Annotated in this window: 17 protein-coding genes; 13 read left to right on the top strand and 4 right to left on the bottom strand. The window is 64.5% G+C overall.

Features of this window, described 5'->3' with window-relative positions:
* Positions 1-15: 15 nt before the first annotated feature.
* Positions 16-738: an MlaA family lipoprotein gene (locus ACI48D_RS20285; RefSeq protein ID WP_435573056.1), complete on the top strand. Its 723-nt coding sequence runs from the start codon at positions 16-18 to the stop codon at positions 736-738.
* Between the two features lies 1 nt (position 739).
* Here the strand turns inward: ACI48D_RS20285 and ACI48D_RS20280 are convergent, their stop codons facing one another.
* Positions 740-1,441, bottom strand: a complete 702-nt coding sequence (locus tag ACI48D_RS20280) for a phosphorylase (RefSeq protein ID WP_435573055.1) — start codon at positions 1,439-1,441, stop codon at positions 740-742.
* The gene (gene shc / locus ACI48D_RS20275; RefSeq protein WP_435573100.1) at positions 1,438-3,390 is read right to left on the bottom strand and encodes a squalene--hopene cyclase; all 1,953 of its coding nucleotides are present in this window, start codon (positions 3,388-3,390) and stop codon (positions 1,438-1,440) included. The genes ACI48D_RS20280 and shc overlap by 4 nt, the downstream gene beginning before the upstream one ends.
* A gap of 524 nt (positions 3,391-3,914) precedes the next feature.
* On the opposite strand from shc, the gene ftsZ reads away from it, so the two are divergent.
* The 7 genes from ftsZ to ACI48D_RS20240 all read left to right on the top strand — a co-directional run bounded on the left by ftsZ (position 3,915) and on the right by ACI48D_RS20240 (position 14,107).
* Entirely contained in the window at positions 3,915-5,048 is a 1,134-nt protein-coding gene (gene ftsZ / locus ACI48D_RS20270; protein WP_435573054.1) for a cell division protein FtsZ, read from the top strand.
* A 585-nt stretch (positions 5,049-5,633) separates the two neighbouring features.
* Positions 5,634-6,641, top strand: a complete 1,008-nt coding sequence (locus ACI48D_RS20265; protein WP_435573053.1) for a dynamin family protein — start codon at positions 5,634-5,636, stop codon at positions 6,639-6,641.
* Between the two features lie 3 nt (positions 6,642-6,644).
* Positions 6,645-8,897 carry a dynamin family protein gene (locus tag ACI48D_RS20260; protein ID WP_435573052.1) on the top strand — a complete coding sequence of 751 codons (2,253 nt, stop codon included), beginning with the start codon at positions 6,645-6,647 and terminating at the stop codon, positions 8,895-8,897.
* An 8-nt stretch (positions 8,898-8,905) separates the two neighbouring features.
* Positions 8,906-9,823, top strand: a complete 918-nt coding sequence (locus tag ACI48D_RS20255) for a hypothetical protein (RefSeq protein ID WP_435573051.1) — start codon at positions 8,906-8,908, stop codon at positions 9,821-9,823.
* Positions 9,824-9,825: 2 nt separating this feature from the next.
* Positions 9,826-13,098 carry an ATP-binding protein gene (locus tag ACI48D_RS20250; protein ID WP_435573050.1) on the top strand — a complete coding sequence of 1,091 codons (3,273 nt, stop codon included), beginning with the start codon at positions 9,826-9,828 and terminating at the stop codon, positions 13,096-13,098.
* Complete coding sequence (locus ACI48D_RS20245) at positions 13,095-13,697, top strand: HNH/ENDO VII family nuclease (protein ID WP_435573049.1); 603 nt, start codon at positions 13,095-13,097, stop codon at positions 13,695-13,697. The genes ACI48D_RS20250 and ACI48D_RS20245 overlap by 4 nt, the downstream gene beginning before the upstream one ends.
* A complete protein-coding gene (locus ACI48D_RS20240) occupies positions 13,694-14,107 on the top strand; it encodes an SMI1/KNR4 family protein (protein ID WP_435573048.1) in 414 nt (137 codons plus the stop codon). Before ACI48D_RS20245 ends, ACI48D_RS20240 begins: the two co-directional genes overlap by 4 nt.
* Before the next feature lie 122 nt (positions 14,108-14,229).
* Here the strand turns inward: ACI48D_RS20240 and ACI48D_RS20235 are convergent, their stop codons facing one another.
* Positions 14,230-17,646, bottom strand: coding sequence for a TM0106 family RecB-like putative nuclease (locus tag ACI48D_RS20235; RefSeq protein ID WP_435573047.1), 3,417 nt, complete (start codon positions 17,644-17,646; stop codon positions 14,230-14,232).
* 207 nt (positions 17,647-17,853) lie between these two features.
* On the opposite strand from ACI48D_RS20235, the gene ACI48D_RS20230 reads away from it, so the two are divergent.
* The 5 genes from ACI48D_RS20230 (at position 17,854) to ACI48D_RS20210 (ending at position 22,518) form a co-directional block, all read left to right on the top strand.
* On the top strand, positions 17,854-18,798 hold the full coding sequence (locus tag ACI48D_RS20230) for an NERD domain-containing protein (protein WP_435573046.1): 945 nt from the start codon (positions 17,854-17,856) through the stop codon (positions 18,796-18,798).
* An 83-nt stretch (positions 18,799-18,881) separates the two neighbouring features.
* Positions 18,882-19,490 carry an ATP-binding domain-containing protein gene (locus ACI48D_RS20225; RefSeq protein ID WP_435573045.1) on the top strand — a complete coding sequence of 203 codons (609 nt, stop codon included), beginning with the start codon at positions 18,882-18,884 and terminating at the stop codon, positions 19,488-19,490.
* A 208-nt stretch (positions 19,491-19,698) separates the two neighbouring features.
* Positions 19,699-20,796: a hypothetical protein gene (locus ACI48D_RS20220; RefSeq protein WP_435573044.1), complete on the top strand. Its 1,098-nt coding sequence runs from the start codon at positions 19,699-19,701 to the stop codon at positions 20,794-20,796.
* A 126-nt stretch (positions 20,797-20,922) separates the two neighbouring features.
* Positions 20,923-21,072, top strand: a complete 150-nt coding sequence (locus tag ACI48D_RS20215) for a hypothetical protein (protein WP_435573043.1) — start codon at positions 20,923-20,925, stop codon at positions 21,070-21,072.
* Positions 21,073-21,105: 33 nt separating this feature from the next.
* Entirely contained in the window at positions 21,106-22,518 is a 1,413-nt protein-coding gene (locus tag ACI48D_RS20210) for a PD-(D/E)XK nuclease family protein (protein WP_435573042.1), read from the top strand.
* Here the strand turns inward: ACI48D_RS20210 and ACI48D_RS20205 are convergent.
* Complete coding sequence (locus ACI48D_RS20205; RefSeq protein WP_435573041.1) at positions 22,515-23,426, bottom strand: hypothetical protein; 912 nt, start codon at positions 23,424-23,426, stop codon at positions 22,515-22,517. The two genes, ACI48D_RS20210 and ACI48D_RS20205, sit on opposite strands and share 4 nt — an antisense overlap.
* Between the last annotated feature and the right edge of the window lie 43 nt (positions 23,427-23,469).

The following is a 23,469-nucleotide window of genomic DNA, read 5'->3' as shown; positions in this document are numbered from 1 at the left end:
TCACGCATCGTCCGAATGCTCGCGGTCGCCAGCCTCGCGGCGCTGCAAGGCTGCGCCACCGGGCCAGGCGCGAATCCGGCCGACCCGTTCGAGCCGCTGAATCGCGTCACCTGGCGTATCAACGACGCCATCGACCGCACCGTCGCGCAGCCGGTGGCGCGCGGCTACAACCGGGTCGTGCCGCGCCCGGTCCGCACCGGGGTCGGGAACTTCTTCTCGAATCTGGGCGATGTGCCCGTGATGTTCAACGATTTCGCCCAGCTGCGCTTCATGGACGGCATGTCCGACCTGCTGCGCGTGGCCGTCAACAGCACTTTCGGGCTGCTGGGCTTCCTCGACGTCGCAACGGCGGCCGGCATCCAGAAACACGACCAGGACTTCGGCCTGACCCTGGCCCGCTATGGCATGCCGAGCGGCCCCTATCTGGTGCTGCCGCTGTTCGGACCGAGCACCTTCCGCGACGCCGCCGGCTTCGGCGTCGACCAATACGCCGCGCCGGTCAATTACGCGCGCCCTGCCGTGCGCAACACGCTCTGGGGCGTCAACTTCGTCAGCGAGCGGGCACGTTACCTGAACGCCACCAACCTGCTCGAGGAAGCGGCGCTGGACAAATACCTGTTCGTACGCGATGCATGGCTGGGCCAGCGCCAATCGAAGCTCGAGGAAGGCAAGCCGCAGGCCTTGCCGGACTACGACGTGGACCAGGGCAGCGGCCGTGCCACCGAGAAGGGGAAATGATTCAGCGTGGCGGCGCCAGCGCCGCACCCAGTTGACGGCGCAAGCGGCGCAGGGTGTGGCGGGCACGCCAGGCGTCCAGCGCCAGCGCGGCCAGGGGTACGATCTCGCGTGGCGTGGCGGCCAGGCCGCGCAGCAAGGCGAGCGTGTCGGTGCCGCCATCTTCACGCATCGCCAGGAGCGCACAATCGGGCAGGCTGCGCCCGGCCGGGTCGAGCACCACCCGGCAGGCCGCAAACGGCAAGCCGTGGCGCCGCGCGGCCAGCGCCGCCGCATGCGATTCCATGTCGCAGGCCCGCACGCCGGCTTCCCGCCACAGCCTGGCCTTCGCGCTGCGTGTGGCGAGCGGCGCATCCAGCCCGGCCAGCAATCCTTCGCGAGCCTGCGGCAGGCGAGCCAGCAAGGCGCGTGACCATGCCTGGTCGACGGCGATCGGTCCGGCCGCGGTCCACACCCCGCTTGCCAGCACGCAGGCGCCCGGCTGCAGGGACGGGTCGATCCCGCCGGCACAGCCGAAGCTGAGGATGCCGGCCCAGCCTTGCGCTCCCTCCGGATGGCCGGCGAGCAGCGCGTCGAGGCGCTCGGCCACCCGCCGCGGTCCCGGCCCGCATACGGTCAGCATGCCCGGCCCGGCCGCGATCGCCGCCTCGAAACCCAGCCCGCACACCACGATCAGCGGGGCGTCCTTGGCGGTCGCCGGTCTCACATGCCGAACCCCGGCTTGCCGCCCCCCGCCGCACGCAAGTTGCGGTAGCGGGCCAGCGCCCACAAGGGGAAATAGCGCGCATAGCCGTGATAACGCAGGTAGAACACGCGCTCGAAGCCGGTGGCCGTGTGATGCGCCTCGTCCCACAGCCCGTCCTGGCGCTGGTGCTCGAGCAGCCAGGCGATCCCGCGCGCAACCGCCGGCGCGTCGACCGCGCCCACCGCCATCATCCCGAGCACCGCCCATGCGGTCTGCGAAGGCGTCGACTGGAACCGCCGGTGGCCGTCGTAGTCGAGGCGGTAGCTGTCGCCGTCCTCGCCCCAGCCGCCATCCTCGTTCTGGATCGACGCCAGCCACGCGACCGCGCGCGCGACCGCCTCGCTCTCCATCCCGAGTCCGGCGGCGCCGAGCGCGCACATGACGCTCCAGGCGCCGTAGACGTAGTTGATGCCCCATCGCCCGTACCAGGCGCCGCCGTCTTCCTGCTCGTCGAGCAGCCAGGCCAGCGCACGTCCCGCCGGCGACCCGGGGTCGCCGCAAGCTTGCGGATCGAGCTGGGCCAGCATCGACAGGCAGCGCGCCGATACGTCGGCGGTGGGCGGGTCGAGCAGCGCACCGTGGTCGGCGAAGGGGATGTTGTTCAGGTAGAGGTGGGTATTCTCGGGATCGAAGGCGCCCCAGCCGTGGCCGTGGCGGCCGCCGCGGCACTGCATGCCGAGCACCCATTCGCGGGCGCGCTCGACCGCATCGAGGTAGCGGGGCTGGGGCAGCAACTGGTCGGCGCGGTGCATCGCCATCGCCACCACCGCGGTGTCGTCCACGTCCGGGTAATGCGCATTCGCGTACTGGAAGGCCCAGCCGCCGGGACGCAGACCGGGACGGCGCTCCTTCCAGTCGCCTTGCAGGTCGAGGATCTGCAGCGGGCGCAGCCACTCCAGGCCGCGGATGGCCGCCTCGATCGCTTCCGGCGCCCCTGTTTCGAGCAGCGCATGCGTCATCAGCGCCGTGTCCCAGACCGGCGACAGGCAGGGCTGGCAATAGGCTTCGTCGCCGCGGTCGACCAGCAGCTTGTCGATTGCCAGACGCGCGGTGGCGGCATCCGGGTCGTCGCGCGACACGCCCAGCGCATCGAACATCAGTACCGCGTTGACCATGGCCGGGAAGATGGCCCCGAGACCATGCTCTCCGTTCAGGCGCTCGCGCACGAAGCTGCTGGCGCGCTCGATCGCCCGGTGCCGCAGGCGCGCCGGCATGCGCGGCTGCAGCCTGCGCATGCCGGCCTCGGCCTTGCTGAAGAGCGAGAACCACAGCCGGTTCTGGTGCGGCGCGCACGCTGCCGGACCAAGCTGGCGCGGCGGCGCCAGGAACAGCTCGTCGATGCCGACTCCGCGCGGGTTTCGCGCGCGCGGCTTGAGCGCATACAGCACCAGCAGAGGCGTCAGCACGGTACGCGTCCAGTATGAAACCTTCGACAGGTGGAACGGGAACCAGCGCGGCAGCAGCGCCACCTCGACCGGCATGACCGGCACCGCCTGCCACGGTACGACCTCGTACAAGGCCAGCAGGATGCGGGTGAACACGTTGCTGCGTTCGGCCCCACCGTGCGCCCGGATCGCTTCGCGCGCCCGGACCATATGCGGCGCATCGGGCGAGTCGCCGATCATCTTCAGCGCGAAATAGGCTTTCACGCTGGCGCTCGGATCGTAGGCGCCACCGTGGAACAGGGGCCATCCGCCGTGCCCGCACTGGAGGCGGCGCAGGTAGCACCCGATCCTGGCTTCCAGCGCCGGGTCGGGCGGTTCGCCCAGAAAGTGCACCATCAGCACATACTCCGCCGGAATGGTGGCATCCGCTTCGAGTTCGTACACCCAGTGGCCATCGGGCCGCTGCTCGCGCAGCACCGCCTGGAGCGCACGGTCGATACCGCGCTCCAGGAACGTCCCCTGCATCTCCTGGAGAAGCCCACCGGCACCTGCTGTGCCCACCTGCAATGCCCGGAACGCTGAATGTTTCATCGTTCTTTCCAACCTATGCTGATGTGCTGGAAAACGGCATGCCGTAACAGGATGCCGACCCGTTCAAGCTTGCCCTCCTTCGGTGCCGTCTTCTGCGCACAAGCTGGACAGGGAAACGCGCCGCGCATAGACAGATCGGCGCATTCTAGAACATCCCCGACATTCGGGGCGGACGACACGGCGGGAGCGGGCTGGGGGCTGCATCGCGACAACAAAGCGCCCTTGATCATTCGTGCAGATGATCAAGGACTGGCCTGGACACAGCTCGGCGGGAAACTCTTTCGCGAGGCCATTCTTTCACCGTAATTGCACGCGCTCTTACAAATGGTTTCGAATGAAACGTTTACGAACTTTCGCGCGCGCGCCTCAGCAAGTAGGCTATCAGGCTCGGCAATAGCCAGCGCTCGTCGCGGCAAATCACGGCCAGCCGATCGTCTTTTCTTCAAACGGAGTCCTCCTTGTCCGAATCACAAGTTCCCCAACCGGAGACGGTAATCAAAATCATCGGCGTAGGCGGTGCCGGCGGCAACGCCGTCAGCCATATGGCGTCCTCCGGACTGCCCGCCTTCGAATTCATTTGCGCGAATACCGACGCGCAAGCCCTGTCGAACACCCAGACCGAAAAGCGGATCCAGCTTGGCGAGAGCGGCCTTGGCGCCGGCAGCGACCCGATGGTCGGACGCGAAAGCGCCATACGCGAACGCACCATCATCGCCGACGCGCTCAAGGGCGCCGACATGGTGTTCCTCACCGCCGGCATGGGTGGCGGCACCGGCACCGGCGCCGCGCCCGTGGTGGCCGAAGTGGCGCGCGAGCTGGGCATCCTGACCGTCGGCGTGGTGTCGAAGCCCTTCGAATTCGAAGGCCCGCGGCGCATGCGCGTGGCCGAAGAAGGCGTCGCGGCGCTGGCCAGATGCGTCGACTCGCTCGTCATCGTCCTGAATAGCCGCCTCGAAGAAGTTCTGGGGGACGATGTCACGCAAAAGCAGGCGTTTGCCGCCGCTGACGAGGTATTGAGCAAGGCCGTTACCGGCATTGCGGAAATCATCGCCGTGCCGGGAATGATCAACGTCGATTTCGAGGACGTCCGCACGGTGATGCGCCAGACCGGCATGGCGATGATGGGCTCTGCCCAACACGCCGGCGACGACCGTGCCGTCAAGGCGGCCGAAGAGGCAATCTCGTGTCCGCTGCTCGATGGCTCGAACCTTCGCGCCGCGCGCGGGGTGCTGGTCAACATCACCGCATCCGAAGAAACCTTGAAATTGCGTGAAACCAAGCAGGTGATGAACGCCATCTGTGCGCAGACCAGTGACGACGCCATCATCAAGTTCGGCGCGGTCTTCGACGATACGCTGGGCGACGCCATGCGTGTGACCGTCGTTGCCACGGGCTTGAACCGGCCCAGCGACTTCGCTGTCGGCGCGAGGCGATCGTCGATGTCGCGTTCAGGAACCCAGGCACAGTCGATCCTGCGCCAGACCCCTTTTCAGGCGCCTGCAAGGCCGACATCGGTCCAGCACGAGTCGCGGGCGGGGTCGGCCTCGCGCCAAGCTGCCTCCTATACCAGCGAGGATGTCCAGCGCCATTAACGGCGGACATGAGCAAGAAGAAGGCCGCTGATCATTCCGGTCGGATGATTAGCGGCCCTTGAGATCAGCCTTTAAATTCAGCTATTTACTGATTTCCGGTTATTCCCCAGGTAGCCGTTGACGCGAACTTGAGCGTCCTAGAAGCAAGCTGCGGGGCGGAAGTCACCGCCGTACGCACAGCGTAGCCGCAGCCGCCCAGCAGGCATCCGCGAGCGATCCAGCCTTTCCACCTGTTCCCCCATACGCCCACCGGCAAGCAAGTAAAAGCAATCTCCAAGGGACTTTACTGGTCGCGCACGACACCACTTGTCGCGCCAACCTTGAGAATGCCATCAATTCAGGTGAAACACCTCGAGCCGGCCGCGCCGGCTCATTCAGACCCCTCGGCGTAGCTGCCACCGATCCGGTGCAGTTTAACAACAACGCCTCGCTCCGGGCCTGTATAGTTTCCGCTTTGAAATATATACTGACAATTACCGACAGCTAACAGATATTGCTTTGCTGAACGATCGCTCATGTCCCATGACGCTGGGATCTCGGCGTGGGGGGCGATATAGGTAAGAAAAAATGGCAAGGAATTCTTCGATGGCGATCCGGGCAATACGCAAAAAACACAACAGTCCAAGAAGTAAAAAAAGTAGCGGTGCGGGTGCCCGCCAAACGTTCGACGTGCTGGTGTTGGCCACCATGAGCGCCGGCAAGTCCTCATTCATCAATGCCTTGGTCGGCCGCTCCCTGTTGCCGGCAGCAAACGAGGCAACGACGGCATGCCTGACCAGTATCGAACACCGCCGGACCGCCAAATCGTTCCGGGGCACCTGCTACTCGGATGCCGGCGACAAGATCATCACCGAGCCCGACGCCTCGACCGAGGCGGTGCGGGCCTGGAATGCGGATACCCAGATCAGGCGCATCCACCTATCCGGAAAGTTCCGCACGCATCTTCCGCTGGGTCCCGGACTGGTCTTGCACGACACGCCCGGCCCCAACAATAGCCAGGACGAGCGCCACGGCGAACTGATGCTGGACGCGATTCACCGGGTGCCGTTCAAGCTGCTGTGCTATGTGCTGAACGCCGCCCAGCTGGGCACCTGGGACGATCGCAGGCTGCTTGAGCAGCTGCGTGAACTGCTCGCCCAGCAGCCGCAGCGACCGCTCGTATTCATCCTGAACAAGGTCGATCTGCTGGACCCGGAGCGTGGCGAGGATCTGGCCGGCAGCGTGAGCAAGGCCAGGCGATACCTCGAGGGGCTCGGCTTCCTGGATGCCATCATCGTTCCGACAATGGCGAATATCGCCCTGTATGCACGAAAGGCGATGCATGCCGAGCCACTCACTCGCGTCGAGCGTATAAAGCTGCGCCAGGCCCTCGACGAGCTGGGATTCGAACAAGAAAACACCCTGCAAGCCGCAGCCATGCCGGAAGCGCTCAAGGCGCGTGTGCTCAGGGAGCTCAAGAAATCAACAAGGCCCGGCCCCCTTCCGTCCGATGATGTGCAGGCGGGTGACGTGGCCGAACTGGAACAGCTACTTGTCCATAGCGGCATCCGGACTGTCGAATTCCTCTTAAATCAACGTAGTACGGCGGCTTGACCCATGCACCATATTGAAATCACACACAATCCGTTCATCGTCGAAACCCAGTTCACCATCAACGGCCACCCTCCGGCCGAGGGGTGCAGACTGACCAGCTACAGGCAATCCCGCCTGCAGGCCTGGATCGAAAGGCTGTTCGACGAACTGGACGCACTGTTCAACGGCGACAGCAATTTTCACGTCAGCTTCAAAGGGGTGGAGTCGGATTACCTCGACGTGCAGGAGGCGGCCGAAGTCGCCATCGCACGCGGCATGCAGGTGACGGTCGAGTGGGTAGCGACGAAACCTACCGAGACCCGCCTCGATCGGATGCGCAAGCTGATGAAAGAAGCGCTCAAGAATCCGAAGTTCCATGCTTACATCAGCCAGGACGCGGAATTGCAGGCATCCATCGATGAAGCGTTCAATGCCGATTTTGACGTGTACGTCGTCGCCACCATGTCATCGGGCAAATCGACACTGATCAATGCCATGCTCGGCCGCGATCTGCTCCCCGCAGCCAACGAAGCGACGACCGCCACCATCACGCGTATCGCCGACGACAAGTCGAGCGCATCGTTCCGCGGCACGCGCATCGACAAGGACGGGCAGGAAGTGGCTTTCGTCGAAGGGATCGACCTCAAGACCGTCGAAGAATGGAACAAGCTCGACGACACCCTGCAGATCGAAATCGAAGGGAATATCCAGGCGATACAGCAGCGCGACAACGTCCGGCTGGTGCTGACCGACACGCCCGGACCCAACAACAGCCAGGACGAAGAACACGAACGGGTGACGATGAGCTTCGTGCAGGATTCCAAGCGCAACCCGCTGATCCTGTACGTGCTCAATGCGACCCAACTCAGCACCAACGATGACAGGAACCTGCTCCGGCTGGTGGCGAGAGCCATGGACAAGGGCGGCAAGCAGAGCAAGGACCGCTTTATCTTCGTCATCAACAAGATGGACGTGTTCGATCCCGAAAAAGGCGAAGACCTGCCCTCGGTGCTGGCGCGCGTACGCAAGTACCTGGAAGACAACGGGATCCAGAACCCCCAGCTTTATCCGGTGTCGGCAAATCTCACCCGCCTGATCCGCAAGCCCCACGACGCGCATTCGCGCAAGGAGCGCGGCGACTACAACGCCATGGCCGACCTGTTCAGCGAAGAGCCGAGCATGAACCTGCTGCAGTACATGCCGATCACCTCACGGGTCAGCCGTACGCTGGAGGAAAAGGCGTACTCCCCGCTGATGCTCAGCAGCGGACTGCCCGCGGTCGAGGCCATGATCGATGAATACATCGACAAGTACAACCTGCCGCACCGCCTGAAGCGCGTCTACGACGCCTTGAACAGCGCGATCGAGGTGGGACTGAACGAATCCAGCCTGACCGCGCAGCTCGAGCAGGGCGCGGAGGAACTCAAGCGCATCAACGAAGAGCTCAAGGTCTTGCAGGCACGCCGCCAGAAGGGCTTCGATGTCGAGGCCTACAAGGACAAGATCGCGCGCGAAGGCAAGATATTGCCGGAGTCTATCGAGCAATCCCTGACCGCGCTACAGAAGGTGAACGACGACTTTCTCAAGAAAACCGCCGGCGTGCTCAGTGGATCGGTAAAACCCGACATGGCCGAGCGCGCGATGAATGAAGCCGAACAGAACGTACGCTTCCACTTCAAATCGCTCGTGAACAGCTATGAGACGGTATTCGAGGAAAGCCAGGAGACCATCAGGAATGACCTGAAGGCGGAATACCAGCAATACGTCGTGGATCTGTTCGACGGCTGCCAGGATCTGGAATTGCCGATCCTGGAGGGCATTCGCAAATCCGTCGCCGACATTTCGCTGAACCTGGCCGTCGAAAAAAAGGAGATCAAGACCCGCCAGGTCGTGGTCGGCCAGCACGTCGTCAAGACCAGCAAGTGGTACAAACCCTGGACCTGGGGCGACAAGGAAACCGTCAACGTCTACGGGGACGAAGCCTACGTCGACCTGACCGAAGTGTGGGGTCAACGCCAGACGCAGATCCGTACCGAATTCTCGAAGCTGGTGAAGAGCGCGCGCAAGCGCATCGAAACCGGCAAGGACACGCTGATCGAACAATTCCTCGCGTTCATGGAGCAGGAATTCGACGAAAAATTCGATGCGCTGCTGAACTCCATCGAAGAAAAGCTGAACGACAAGAAAGCGCGCGAACAAGCGCTGAAAGAAGCGAAGGCATCCCATGCATGGATCACTGCCTTCAAGAGCAAACTCGACGACACCCTGGCGGTGTGAACAATCGCATGACTACTGATACCACCAATCTGCTCAAGATGCGCAAGTCCTTCCTGGAAGCCCTCAACGACCCGCAAAGCGATACGGGCTTGCTGAAGGACATGCTGAAAGAGCTCAAGGCCGCCTATCCAGGCATCGTCGTCGCCTATGGGGCCGAGGACGAGCAGGACGCGATCGGTACTACGCCATCCAGCTGGAACGAACAATACTTCAGCCGGCAAAAGAAACTTGCCGAGAGAAACTTCTCGCAGGAACGCTTAGAACACCTGATGCAGGTGCGCGAACTCTTCCGCCAGCAGGGCCGCAAGGGCTTCGTGCCGGGAGCGCGGAAGGCTGCGGTCGACCCGGCGCCGGCACTCGACAACGGCTACAGCCCGTCGACCAATCTCAGGAAATTCGTCGATGAGGGCGATGTGCCGACCATACGCATGGCACTGACCGTGGAACTCGAGGATAGCCGACGCGATGCCCGCACCATGCGCGCCGCGCTGGCATGGGCAAAGTCGCGCGTGCCGGGCCTGTGCGAGCCCTATGCCGAAAAGGCGTTCGCCCGGGCGGTCGAACGCGACCGCCAGCAGTGGACGGAAGACTATTACGGCACGCAGGCGGTGTACCTCGACACGAATTTCTCGGAAGAGCGCTTCCTGCATCTGGTCGACGTGCGCGAGCATCTGCGCCAGCAGGGCGCCGCCAAGCCCGCAGCGCCGGCCGCGCCGACACGGCCGGCCGCACCGGCGCGCGCACCGGCATCCGCGCCACGCCCGGCCGCACAACCCGCGGTGGCGGCGGCCCGGCCGGCCCAGCCGCCCCACCGCTCGCCGCCGCCACCCGCCCGGCCAGGTATGTCTCCCGTCATGATAGCCGCGCTGCTGATCGGCGGAGCCCTGGCCGTGGTCGTCATCCTCATGCTGGCGTTCAGGAAGTAAACATGACGCAAATGAAGTCCAACCTGGCCTCGGCCAGCGATATTCGCGAGAATGCGCTCCTTACCCTCGATGCGGGACGCGCGCTGATCAATCGCAGCTACCTGGCCGAGTTGCAGGATTATCCGGTCAAGGCACTGGCCGGCAGCGCCCTGCCCTTTCGCCGGGCGAGCGACTTGCGGGTGTTCCGGATCGAGCGCATCGTCCAGGGCAACAAGCAGTCCGTACTCGAGAGCACGACCGCTGCCTACACCGCGCTGGGCGCGGCCGGCTATTCCGTCTTCCTGTTCCTGCGCTCGGACGGCATAGAGACCGAGCTCTACATCGGCACACGGGGCGAACCCGGCAAGGCGCTCGGCCAGAGTTCCGGCGAGCTGCTGCTGGAAACCTTCAAGGGACATTTCTCGGGAAGCTCCCTGCTGCCCCTGGGCGCCAGGGATGCCGATGCCCTGCTCGACGGGATGCTGGACGAGAAAGCGAACCCGTCGTGCAGCGTCACGGCCGTCACCGGCGTGCCGGCACTCTCTACCGACAACCGCGAACATTTCATGCAAGGCCTGGAGCGTTTCATCGACGCCGCCGAACGGCGCGTCTACCAGGCGCTGATCCTTGCCGAGCCGGTGTCCTCACAGAGCCTGGAACAGATCCGCATCGGCTACGAGCAGGTGGCGACGCAACTGTCCCCCCTGCTCAAGCTGAACCTGTCCTTCGGCGAGCAGGAAAGCGACAGCGTCGGCCTGAGCCTCAGCCGGAGCTTGAGCGAGTCGCTGGGGGAAAGCCTGGCGCTGACCGAGACCCGCAGTCAGGCGCACACCAGCGGCACCTCGACCACGGTAACCAAGGGAAGCTCCGAATCCATCGGCGGCAAGACCACGAGCGCCAAGGTGGCGCCCATCGTCGGCGGCGTGCTCGGCGGCGTCGTCGGCTCATTTTTCGGGCCGGCCGGGACCATGGTAGGCAGCCAGCTGGGCTCCACCATCGCAGGCACGGCCTTCGACAAGCAGCGCACGACCAGCAGCAGCGAGTCGCACGCAGAAACCAGCAACGCCAGCGACACGGTTTCGGAAGGCACGTCACAGGCTAGGACGCGCTCGACCACCTCGACCACCGGCGCCAGCGATACCCGGTCCTCGAACAGGACCACGGGAGCGAACCGACAAATTTCGATCGAAGCGACCGACAAGAGTATCGAGCAGCTGCTGGACAAGATCGACCACCACCTGAAACGCATCGATGAGGCGAAGACCTATGGCGGCTGGAATTCCGCCGCCTATTTCATCGGCGACAGCACCGCGTCGTCGGAAGCACTGGCCAGCATCTTCCTGGGCCTGATCCGCGGGAACAATTCGAGCCACGAAGACTTCGCCCTGACGACCTGGAACTCGGCAAGGAAGTCGGCTGTCCTCGACTGGCTGGGAACGCTCAGCCACCCACCGCTGCAGCACGGTTTGGGCAAGCGCCTTCCGATCGCCTACCTGACGCCAGCCACGCTGGTCTCGGGCAAGGAGCTCGCGATCCAACTGAGCCTGCCGCGGCGCTCGACCTCCACGGTCGCCGTGATGGAGACCCAGGCCTTCGGGCGCAAGGTGCAGCGCCTGGACGGCGGCACGCAAGCGCCAGGCCGCGGCCGCAGCCTCGTCCTCGGCCAGATCCGCCACCTCTGGGAAAACCTGCGCCAGACCATCGACCTCAACCTCGATCAGCTGTCCAGCCACGTCTTCGTCAGCGGATCGACCGGTTCAGGCAAGAGCAATACCATCTACGGGATGCTCAGCCAGATCAGTGCGGCAGGCATTCCTTTCCTGGTGATCGAGCCGGCCAAGGGCGAGTACAAGCATGTATTCGGCCATCGTCCGGACGTGCAGGTGTTCGGCACGCACCCCGGCTATGGCCCCCTGCTGCGGATCAACCCCTTCCACTTCCCGCCGGCGATCCATGTACTCGAGCACGTCGACCGGCTGATCGAGATCTTCAATGTCTGCTGGCCCATGTATCACGCCATGCCGGCGGTGCTGAAGGAAGCGATCCTGCTGGCCTACGAGCAGGCCGGCTGGGACCTCGAGCGCTCCGTTAACCGGCATGGCGACGGGCTGTTTCCATCCTTCGCCGATCTGCTGGTCACCCTCGAGCGGGTCATCACCGTCTCGGCATATTCGGAGGAGGTCAAAGGCAACTTCATCGGCGCGCTGTCGACGCGGATACGGAGCCTGACCAACGGCCTGAACGGCCAGATCTTCACCGCTGACGAAATCGCCTGCGAGCTGCTGTTCGACAGCCCGGTGATCGTCGACCTCAGCCGGGTCGGGTCGGCCGAAACGAAGTCCCTGATCATGGGTGTGCTGGTGATGCGCCTGAGCGAATACCGGATGGCCCAGGGCGGCATGAACCTACCGCTGCGCCACGTCACGGTGCTCGAAGAAGCGCACCATCTCCTCAAGCGCAGCCACGGCGAAGGGGGCGCCGAGGGCGGCAGCCTGGTCGGCAAGTCCGTGGAAATGCTCACCAACGCCATTGCCGAGATGCGCACCTTCGGTGAAAGCTTCTTCATCGCCGACCAATCGCCGCACGCGGTCGATATCGCGGCAATCCGCAACACGAATACCAAGATCATCATGCGCCTGCCGGAAGAGATGGACCGGCGCCTCATCGGCAAGTCGGTCGCCCTTCGCGACGAACAGCTCGACGAAATTGCGCGGCTGCCACAGGGGGTGGCCGTCGTCTATCAGAACGACTGGCTCGAGCCCGTGCTGTGCCAGGTGAAGAAGTTCGACGACCCCGGGCAGGCCTACACCTATCGGCCGCAGGCGCTGAGCAAGGCCGACCGCAGGATGCTCAACCGGCATGTGCTGCACCTGCTGCTGGCCGAGCGCGTTGCCCAGGCAACGCTGCCCGACCTGGCTCTGCTCGATACGGCGCTGCGCACACAGCCGCTGCTCGCCTCGAGCAAGGTCGCCTTGCTCGAAGCGATCGCGGTAGCGATGCAAGGGAAGCTGCCGGCCATCTGCCAGCCGCATGCGTTCAAGGCGATGTCGCGGCTCGTCGTTGACGTGCTCGGTTGCCGCGCGCGCGTACGCCAGCACGTGCTGGAAGCGGCCAGCTACCCGGAACTGCGTCAGTTGCTGGGTACGCTGCTGAGCGACTGCGTGGACGGCCTGGACGACCAGCTTCGCCTGGCTGCCGAGCAGTGCCTGATGAAGGACTACAGCCTGCAGCACGAGAACAACCTGGCGATCTACTCGGCCTGGCACGGCACCCTGGAAACGACGGAGCCCGCATGAACCTTGAATTTTTTCCCATCAACCGCCTGGACATCTCCTGCAAGCTGGACTTGCTGGCCCGTGACATGCCCGGCAAGACGATGGACATCGCCGAGCTCGACAAACCTGTCGCGCTGACGCAGGAGACCCGCGAGAATCTGCCGCGCCTGGGCGACGAATCGCGCGAGCGGCTCAAGGGCAAGGAGTATCCGGACCCGGTGCTGGACGCAATCGACAGCGAAGCCGAAGCGCGCATCTATGAGCAGGCCGAGCTCAAGCCGGAAGTCGTCGACGGCAGGGATGCCTTGATCCGTACCGATATCGATTACGACAAGCCAGACCTGTTCGGCGAGACGAACCTGGACCGCATGAAGGACGGCAGAGCGCCGCTGGACGCCAACGACCGTCCGATCGAACTCCACCATATTGGACAAAAGGCGGATTCGCCATTGGCCGAGCTGACCGGCGCCGAGCACCGCAGCAATGGCAATGACAATATTCTGCACAACAAACTGAAGGAGTCGGAAATCGACCGGACCGACTTCTGCAAGCAACGCGAGGAATATTGGAAAGCGCGTGCAGAACAGATCGAGAACCAGCGTGGGGAGGGAAATAAATGATGGAGCAACTCAAGGCATTGGCCGAGCGCCGCGGAGCGAAGACACGACCTGCTGACATCGACAGCATCCGGGCACTCGAAGCCCGGCTGGGGTTCGGTTTGTCACCGGAATACAAGGCCTTCCTGTCCTCGTTCGGGGTCATCGTGTCGGGCAGCGCCGAGGTATATGGATTGGGCGTACCCGACAATTATTATCTGAACGTGGGGAATGCTTACGCCGATCTGAGCCGCGACCCCGGCTACCCGCCGAACGCGGTCCCGGTCCTCGATGCGGGGGACGGTCGCTACTACCTGTACGATAACAAGGCACACAAACTGGTGCTCTGGGCAACGCCGAATGGCGGCATCGTGGAAGTCCTCGATACGACCTTCGAATCCTTCCTTCTCAAGGAGGTTTTCCAGGCAGCTTGAGCGCGTTCACGCGGCTTCGGTGTCTCCGCCCGGTCCGGGAACAGTGCCGGCAACATCCATGGCAAACGGCTCGCTCCGGATCCTGCAAGGCGGATGGGGTTCGTAGCCATCCGCCGCCAGCACTAGCCTCTTTGGCCGTCCGAAAAATCCTTGATCCAGCACAGCGTATTCACGAGCGCCATCTCTTCAGGGGTCGAGCACCGGATCGACATCAGGGCCGGGTTGGCAATCAACAGCGCCAGGCATTTGGCGCGGGAGATCGCGACATTCGTGCGGTTCTTGCTGTACAAGAATTCGATAAAGCGCGGCAGATATTCGCCGCTCGATGTCGCCATCGACACGATGACCACTTCGGCTTCCTGTCCCTGGAATTTGTCGACGGTGCCGACCCGGGCGCCATCGGGCAACACCTGCTTGAGCAGGTTCACCTGCATGTTGTACGGCGCGATGACGAGGATGTTTTCCGCGGCCATGGCGCGGGTCCGGCCGTGCCTGTCCGTGTAGCTTTGCCTGAGCAGGTCGACGTAGAGCACACGGGCCAGTTCGGCTTCTTCGCGGCTTTTCTGGGAACAGCCATCGTGCTGGGCAGGGAGGTACGCGATGCCGGTCGGCCTGAGCGCCGGGTGCGCATCCGGGCGCAGCACGAGCGCCTGCCGGTGGTTGTCGCGCTCCGCTTCGAGCCGCCCGTCGTAGATGGCTTCGGAGATGAAGCGGCACACGTCGGGATGCATGCGATAGCTCGTCTTCAGGAAAATCCCCCGCTCGGGCGCGATGGTCGCTACGCCGTCGAGCAGGTATTCGAGCGAGGATTCGCCGGACCGGCCGGGATGCACGCCCTGGATGGGCTGCCCCAGTTGCATCTGGTCGCCGAGCAGCACGATGTTCCTCGCGCTCACGCCCATCGCCACCAGGTTGGCCAGGGCCACCTGTCCCGCTTCATCCACGAACAGGTAGTCGAGCGCCTGGTCGAGATGCGGGTCGGCGAACAGCCACGCGGTTCCCGCGATAAGGCGCGCCCCTGAACCCAGCGCCATCACCACCTCGTCGTTGCGCGCCACGTCCACGATCTGCCTGCCGTCGAACCGGGCGTCGTCATTGTCCATGGGGGACTTCTTGACGCCGTAGAAGTCCAGATGCTGCGCCGCCGCCACTTTTTCCACGCCTGCAAGCAGGTTGTTGATCGCCTTGTGGCTGTTCGAGGAGATGCCGACCGAGCAGCCGCGGCGCATCAGCTCGACAATGACGTGGGATCCCGTATAGGTTTTTCCGGCGCCCGGCGGGCCTTGTACGAAGACGGCGCCACGGTCGAGCCGGGCAATCGCATCGATGATCTGGGGCAGCGCCTCACGCGCGTCGTCGACGATCGCGCTGCCGGCCGCATGCCCCTCGATACGGGGAGGCTCCCGGTTCAGGAAAGCGCACAGCGCCGGGTAGGCGCCGCTTGCGCTCACGATGCTGTCGGCGAACCGGAACACCGCGTCCCTCAGCTTCTCGCTCGAGATCGGCCCGCCCAGGCCGATGTCCAGCACGGCCGGAGGCGCTTCCTTTTTCGGGCCGAGCTTGAAGCTGACACGGCGGGCATCGTGGTCGACGACCAGGTCGCTCACGGCCACGCCGTTGTGCGCCTGCACGCAGCCATCGCCGGTCTTGAGTTTGGTTTCCTGCTCGGGATACAGGTAGGTATAGCGGGTCGACCGGTTCACGGCGGCGGGCGGATGATCCGGGTCGGCAACCAGTCCCGCAATGCTCTCGGCATCGTCGAGCAGCTCGTCCTGACTCATGTCCATGCGGTTGAACATCGCCCACCAGGCCGGCTTTTCCGCCCGCCGGTGAAAGTCCAGCAGCTGGAAAGTCAGTTCCTTGAGGCGGTCTTCGGCGGTCCACGCGGCCCGGTCCGGCGGCAGCACGTCGGCCAGCTTCTCGCGGTAGGGTACCAGGGCCTGTTCGGCATCGCTCAATTCGCCGCCAGCCGCGCCATCTGCCGATTGCCCTGGCGCCGCCCCGTCGCCGTGCGCCGCGCCGAACCATTGTAGCGCGGCGGGGCGCAGCGTCAGCAGCCATTGCCGCAGTTCGTAAGTGGACCGTACATCGTCGAAGTTGTAGTCCTCGATGTCCTTGAGGAGTTTCGGATCCTGGTTTGCTTTCCACTGCTCGTAAAACACGATGCTTGCGCCGGCGTTCTGCACATCGCCTTCGCGCGCCTTCATGTAGAAACGCTCGATATTCTTGATCGAGTAGCGCGGCTCGGACACCCGCATCCCTTCGCGCACGACTTTATACAGATCGACGAGCTTCGCGCGGCGCAGCAGCTTGTCGACGTCCGCTTCGCGGGTACCGTGCAGGGACATCAGCTTCTTCAGCGCCGTCACTTCATAAGCCGCGTAGTGGTAGACATACGCGCCGGGATACTGGCGCAGGCGGGCGCTCACGAAGTCCATGAACTGCTCGAAGCCGATCTTCTCTTCCGCGCGCGTATGTGCCCAGAACGGTTTGAACACGGCTTGTCCGGCGTCGAAGAAGTACAGCCCGAATAGGTACTCGAGTCCGCCCTCCTCCAGCGGATCGCCTTCCATGTCGAAGAACATGTCGCCGGAGTCCGGCGCGGGAAGCCGGGCAAAGCCGCGTGTCCCGCCGGGGTCGGCGGGCAGCAGGTCGAGGTGGCGCTCGCCCGTCTGGCGCGCCTTGAACTGCAGCGCCGCCTGGTGCCTGAGCCTTGCGAAGGTCTCGGGTGCAAGCTTCGCGATCCGTCGATCGGGCGCGGCCTGGGCCAGGGATGCCAGCGTCGGGATGCCGTCATCCTCCAGCTTCTTGATCTGCAAGCGGGACATGTTGGCGACCTGCGAGAGATGGTCGTCCGCCAGGCGCCGTTCTTCGCAGCGGTCCCGCCATTTGCACTGGCTGCACTTATCGCACACATGGGGATAGGGCGGGCTGGCCTCGCCCATTGCCCTGGACAGGTAGTCGTCGCGGACGGTCAGGAAATAGCGGCTGTAGTCGGCGTAACGGAAGCTGCGCTCTTTATTGTGGCCGAGCACGACGTGCATCAGCTGCGGCGCCAGCCCCTGCACCTTGGCGACCAGCGAAGAATAAAATGCCAGCTGGACCAGGAACTTGGCCTTGACGCTCCGGGCCAGCTTGGTATCCACGACTTCATAGCTGAACGGCCCGAGCGCCGACGGCCGTTCGACCCTGCGCAGAAAGTCGGCGTGACCGACGAAGGGCCCATCCCGGAACGCTGCCTGGAAAATGACCTCGACCCCGCCCTGCATGGCTTCGCGGGTCGCCGCTATCTTCTCGTCGAGACCGCGGCGGCCCTCGGCGATATCGATGAAGGAAGCGCTCGCGCCGGCGAGCCGTCTGGCATACGCGGCCTCATGCGCGTAGCCCTTTTCCTGCACCAGCCGGGCCTGGTCGTCGTCGGCAGCACGTGGCAAGGGTGTTACCAGATCGACGCGATCGAGGTAACAGATATGCTCGCATTCCAGGAAATTCACGACATCCGAGGCCGAGTGCAGGATGTCTTCGCCGTACCGTTGCATATTGCCTTTCTCTGTCGACAGCAGCCCGATTGGGCCAACCGGCAAATTCGATCTGTTGTAATGATCTGTTGTAATTAAGCGGCATGGCACCGCGTATCTGCGGGCGAACCCGGCTTGTGCCGCGGGTGCCGCCCTGCCAGGCTTGTTCCATAAGGGAAACTTTGTTGATAATAGCCAAATTCATCCATCCTTTCACCCTTTATCGCCATGGCCACCATTTCTCCCAGCATTCTCCCTCCGCTGCGCATGGACGCCGGCCGTTACCGCGAACTCGAGGTGCTGGAACGCCTGCGCGACTACCTGCCGCCGGGCTTCGAGGTCTTTCACAACATCGCCCTGCACACCCTCCGCGGGGGCCGCGACTGCTACGGCGAGATCGACGTCGCCGTGCTGTCGCCTGCCGGCTGCCTGCTGCTGATGGAAGTCAAGGCCGGCCCTGTGGTGCTGCGCGACGGTGGCATCTTCAAGCTCTACGGCGATGGCGAATGCGACGTCGCGCGCCAGGGCCGCTTGCAGCGTGTCGCCATGCAGAATCGGTTGAAGGAAGCCGGATTGGACACGGAACTGCTGAGCTGCCTGGTGCTGCCCGACTACGCGCTCGGCGACAGCCAGGTGGTCTCGATCCCGCGCGCGCGGATCATCGACGCCGCGGGCTATGCCGGGATGGTGTCGACGGTCCAGGGTTGGCTCGGGACCGTGCACAGCAGGGTCGACCGGGAAGCACTGCGGCGCCTGTTGCTCAACCAGTTCCAGGTCACGCCGAACCTGGAGGCGATGCGCGACCAGCTGCAGGGCACCGTGCGGCGCCTTGCCGATGGACTGGCAACCTGGGTGCCCCGCATCGATGCGCCCTCAGGCGTTTTCCGCATCCAGGCCACGGCCGGCTCGGGCAAGACCCAACTCGCGCTGCAACTGCTCGGCGCCGCGGCGGCTGAGGGACTGAGCGTCAGCTATGTCTGCTTCAACCGTATCCTGGCCGACCATGTGCGGCGGCTGGCGTCGCCGAAGGTGCAGGTGGTGAACTACCACGAACTGTGCGTCGAGCACTACCGGCGCCACCACGGGGAACCGGAGTTCTCGCCGGCGTCCTACCAGCGCATGACGGACGCCTATTTCGAAGCCAGCGCCGGCTTCGCGCCCAGCCTCGACTGATCATCGACGAGGCCCAGGACTTCGACGCCGGCTGGGTGGAGACCCAGTGTCATCGCCTCAAGCCAGGCGGCAGGCTGTACCTGTTGGAGGACGAAGCGCAGCGCCTTTACCAGCAGGCGGAGTTCGATCTGGGCGACGCGGTCACGATCCGCTGCAGCGACAACTTCCGCAGCCCGCGGGTGATCTGCGACGTGATCAACGCGCTCTCCCTCGTGCGTCCGCCGATCCGCAGCCTGAACCCCTACACGGGCGAGCTGCCGGGCATCCGTACCTACGGGTCCGACGAGGAACTACTCGCCGCGGCCGAAGCCGCCGTGGCCGCGCTGCTCGCGCGCGGCTTTGCGCTGAATGACATCGCGATCGTCTGCGGCCGCGGACGCGAGCGTTCGACGCTGCTGAACCGTGCCCAGATCGGCCCCTGGCGCAGCCGCCGCTTCACCGGTGAATACGACCGCAACGGCGAGCCGCGCTGGAGCAGCGGCGAGCTGCTGGTGGAATCGGTGTACCGCTACAAGGGCCAGAGCGCGCCGGCCGTGGTGGTGGCGGAGGTCGACTTCGCGGAACTCGACGACGCGGCGCGGCGCAAGCTGTTCGTCGCCCTCACCCGTGCGCAGATGGCGGCCGAACTGGTGCTGTCGGCCAGGGCCGAAGCCTGCCTGACAGCCGCCTTCGAGCAAGCTTCGGAAAGCTAGTCCGCGCTAATCCCGGTAGGCCGCCGCCATCCGCATGGCGATGCCCGCGGCTTCCTCGCACACGGCGACCGGCTCGTGATCACGACGCCGTCGCCGAAGCCGGGCAGCCACGGGGCGGACTGGCGGACTCATGCGACACTGCCTGTCGCCTGGCGGCGTATTCTGCGCCTGTCTCAACGCGCGCCCATCCACCCACATCAGGAGAACAATGATCACCCCGCACTGGTATCTTCCGCTCGAGCGCTGCGCTACCCTCGACGACCTCCGCGCGCAATGGTCGCCGCTGCTGGAGCGGCATGGCATGGGACCGTCGTACGAACCGCCGCGCTATTCCGACGCCATGCTTGCCTTCATCGGCGCCTGCCGCCTGCCGGCCCGGCTCAGGCTGGCCGCCTTGCTGGCGCTCGGCGCGGCCTTCGACTTCGACCTGCGCCTGGCGCTCGGCGCGCTCGACGAGGAAATCATGCTGGACGAGGCGCCCTGGCCGGACTCGGTGGCGGCCGCGGTGCGGGACAACGGCTCCGCGCTGCGGGTGGAGAGCACCGATCCGTGGCTTACCGCCTTCGTCGCCGGCCGCCTGGCGGGCGTCAGGGGAACGCTGTCGCACGATGGCACCCGCCTCGAGACCTGGCGCGCGGCATTCTGGGACGCCTTCCTGCAGATGGTCTGCCGCCACGCCTGGAGCGAAGGGGTGGCGCTGGCCCTGCGCCAGGGAGCCGACGCGGCTGCGGACGGGCACGAGGCGCTGGCCATCGCCGCGCGCGGCACCCATGTGCACGGCATCGACACGCCCGGCGAATGGGCTCCGCAGTTGGCCAACCACGATTTCCAGCGGATCCTGCTGCAGCTGCTTGACGGCGGCCTGGCGGCGGACCGGCTGGCCGCGGTGGCGCTGCCGGCCGCGGCTTCGGTCGACAACAGTGACATGCTCGAGTTCCTGCTGGCGCACGGCGCGCAGGTCGAGGCCGGCCGCGACCATGCGCTGGCGGTGGCGGCGCGCAACTTGGCCTTCGGCGCCTTCGCGTGGCTGCTCGAGCATGGCGCCGACATCCACGCCGACGGCGAGGCGGTGCTGGCGGCGGCGGTGGAGACACTGGACGACACCATGGTCGAGACAGTGCTGGCGGCCGGCGCCGACCTGCGTGCGGGGGGCGCGCGCGCCTACCGCGCCGCGCAGGAGGCCGAGCCGTACGACCTCTATTCGGTGGAGGCGGACCTGCGGGAAAAGCGTGCCGGCATGCTCGCGTTCCTGCAGCGCATCGAGCGCGATGGCCATGCGAGCGCGCCGGCTGGCCCTGGCACATGAGCACCATTTTCCTGTCGTGGCGAGAGCTGAGCCCGTAGACCCGGCACGCCGATGCTTCGGCATGCGCAGTGGAATTTTGTTTCATTTGAGCAATATTAATGTAATAATTCCTCCTCGTGAGCAGGCATGAACGAAGACATCGATGCCGACATGATCGGACAGCAGATCCTGGAAAACGACGAGCTGGTCGGCTTGATCCTCGAATCGGCACGCAAGCTGAGCGCGCCGATGACGATCCAGGAATTCATGGCATGGCTGAACCGCCTGGATGAATAAACGGTTTTTTCACCCACCACCGATGACACAGCAATGACCAACACAGCGGCAAACGACAGTATCAGTTCCCATCGCGGTTTCGCCCGCCTGTGCGAAAACCTGTCCGTTTTCAATCCTTTCGACGTGCTTGGATTGGAAACGTACGAGTTACGCCATACCAAGACACTCGCATGGCTGCTGGACCCAAAAGGCAGCCACAAGCTTGGCACCGCATTCCTGGAGCGCTTCCTGCAAGGACTTCCCGGCGCCGTTCGCGGGACGCTGCCGGCAAACGCGGGTGCAGCACTCGTCTTTTCCGAACTGGTCGTCAAGGAAGGCGTGCTGATGATCGGCGAGGCTTCAGCACCGGAGACGGCCGAACAGGTGAGCAAGAGCCGTATCGATGTCTATCTTCAGATCGGGTCGGATTTCTTCCTCGCCATCGAAGCCAAACTCGGTGCGAAGGAACATGGGAATCAGCTGCGGGATTATCGCGAAGCGGTCGAAAACCAGGCTGCCGGCCTTGCATCCCACACGACGACGCTACTGTACCTGACCCTGGACGGTGCCCAGCCCGTACGTGCCGACGAGGCGAAAAGCTGGACCGCGATCAGCTGGAGCGAGCATGTGCTGGTGCCCTTGCGAGCCACCCTGCGGGAAGCGCTGCGTTTGGCGGAAGGCATTGAAACGCCGGCAGACAACGTCCTGCACTTCCTGTCCGACTACCGGCGAACCCTCGAGAAAGTCACGAAGTCGCGCGAGTACGCGCCGCGCCTGCTCGCCGAGCAGATCCTGATGGAAGAGGCGCCGAAGGGCCCGATCCACGCAATGATCGATACTTTCCATGGCCAGGAAAAGGCACCGAAAGTCCGGCTCCAGCTGCAACTGAAGGCCATGAAAGGCGGCGCGGAAGCTGCGAAATTGCTGATGGAAGTCGAATCTGACATGCGTGCCGCGGTCTGCGACACCATCACGTCGCAGGTGTTGCGCGCGGATTGCGTGCAGATTCGATCTGCGAACCAGAAGAAGCAGAGGAAGTCGGCCAACAAAACAAGCATCGATTTCATCACCGCAAAGATGGCGAGCGTGATGGGAACCACCAAGCCCGCCTTCTGTTTCAGGCTCGATATCCGCAGAACAGAAGCGATCGAGCTGAAACTGTTCTTTCAGGAGCCGCGGCTTCGCTCCTCGGAAGAGCCCTTGCCCTGGCCGCAGGAACAGCTGATGCAGTGGCGCAGCCGGAAGGACTGCGGTGTGGAGTTCGATAACTGGAACCTCGGCGACAACATCAATGGCGGGATCGGACAGAAAATGGCTGTCATCACGATCGACCGCAAGCCGGAGGCGATTGTCAGGCGGCCGCCCGAGGCCGGTCGCATCAAGCAGGTGCAGGCCTGGCTTGCCAACGTCATCAGCTTCGTCGACCTCAGGATGGACGAGCTGCACAAGGCAGCGGGCGATGCCTAGCGCGCGACGGTGACCCTGGCGTGCAGTTTGTGGAAACGGAAAAATTCCCGCAGGCTGTTCGCCGCAAGTGGCTGCGGCAATCCAGTGTCCAGCAATACGTGCCCGATCGGCAGGCGGCCCGCGGCCGGCGCGCGGGCGCGCAGCGAGAGCGCCGGCACCATCAGATTGCCTGCCAGTTGGAACCGGGTCGGCGCCTGCCATCGTGCGCAGGCGATCCATTCCCGTTCGGCACACAGCTGCGGCGGACGGAAACGCGGCAGCACCATGCCCACGGCCTGGCGGAATCCGTCCCAGCACGAATCGAGCACCTGCTGTGCAGGCTGCTGCCCGAAGCGCTCGCAGGCGTGCACATAAAAGCTTTCAAAAAACGTGAAAATGGCGTCCATGACGGCACGCTGGGTGGCCGCGTCGTAGATGGCACCAAGGAGCGTAAACCCCCGCCGCCCTGCCGACCGTGATGTGGAAGGATCCTCTACATCGAGGTCCGGGGTGCGCAGGCCCACTGCATACGGGCCCCGGCCCTCGCCGTGGCTCAAGGCCGCGCCCACGCCATCGAACATGCGCACGACATAGCGCTCGAAGTGACTGCCGACCGGGTGAAGGCCATTCGCCAGTTCGTCCCCGAAGCGGCACTGCGGCGTACCCGGCTCGCGGCTGCGGCGCTCGTCGATAAAGGCATCCAGCAGCGGAAGCGCATACGCGTCGAGGGCAGCAAGGCCGGCGAAACGGACATCGGGCGCTGGCCACGCGCCGTTCTCGACGGCGTCGCGCAGTTGCTCGCCATTGGCAAGGACGTACAACAGCTGCGGCGGGACCGCGGCCTGGTCGATGCCATCCAGGAACCCGCGCTGCAGCGCCGCGCCCAGTTCCGCGGCCACGACCAGACGAACGTGCTTGTTAAAGACCATTCGTTTTCCTGCAAACGGCAGGGCAGCCGCGCAAGGTCCGGGC

The organism is Massilia sp. LXY-6, from assembly GCF_051233485.1.
Classification (GTDB): domain Bacteria; phylum Pseudomonadota; class Gammaproteobacteria; order Burkholderiales; family Burkholderiaceae_D; genus Telluria.
Note: the sequence above shows the minus strand (reverse complement) of the source record. Positions and strands in the feature narration are given on the sequence as shown.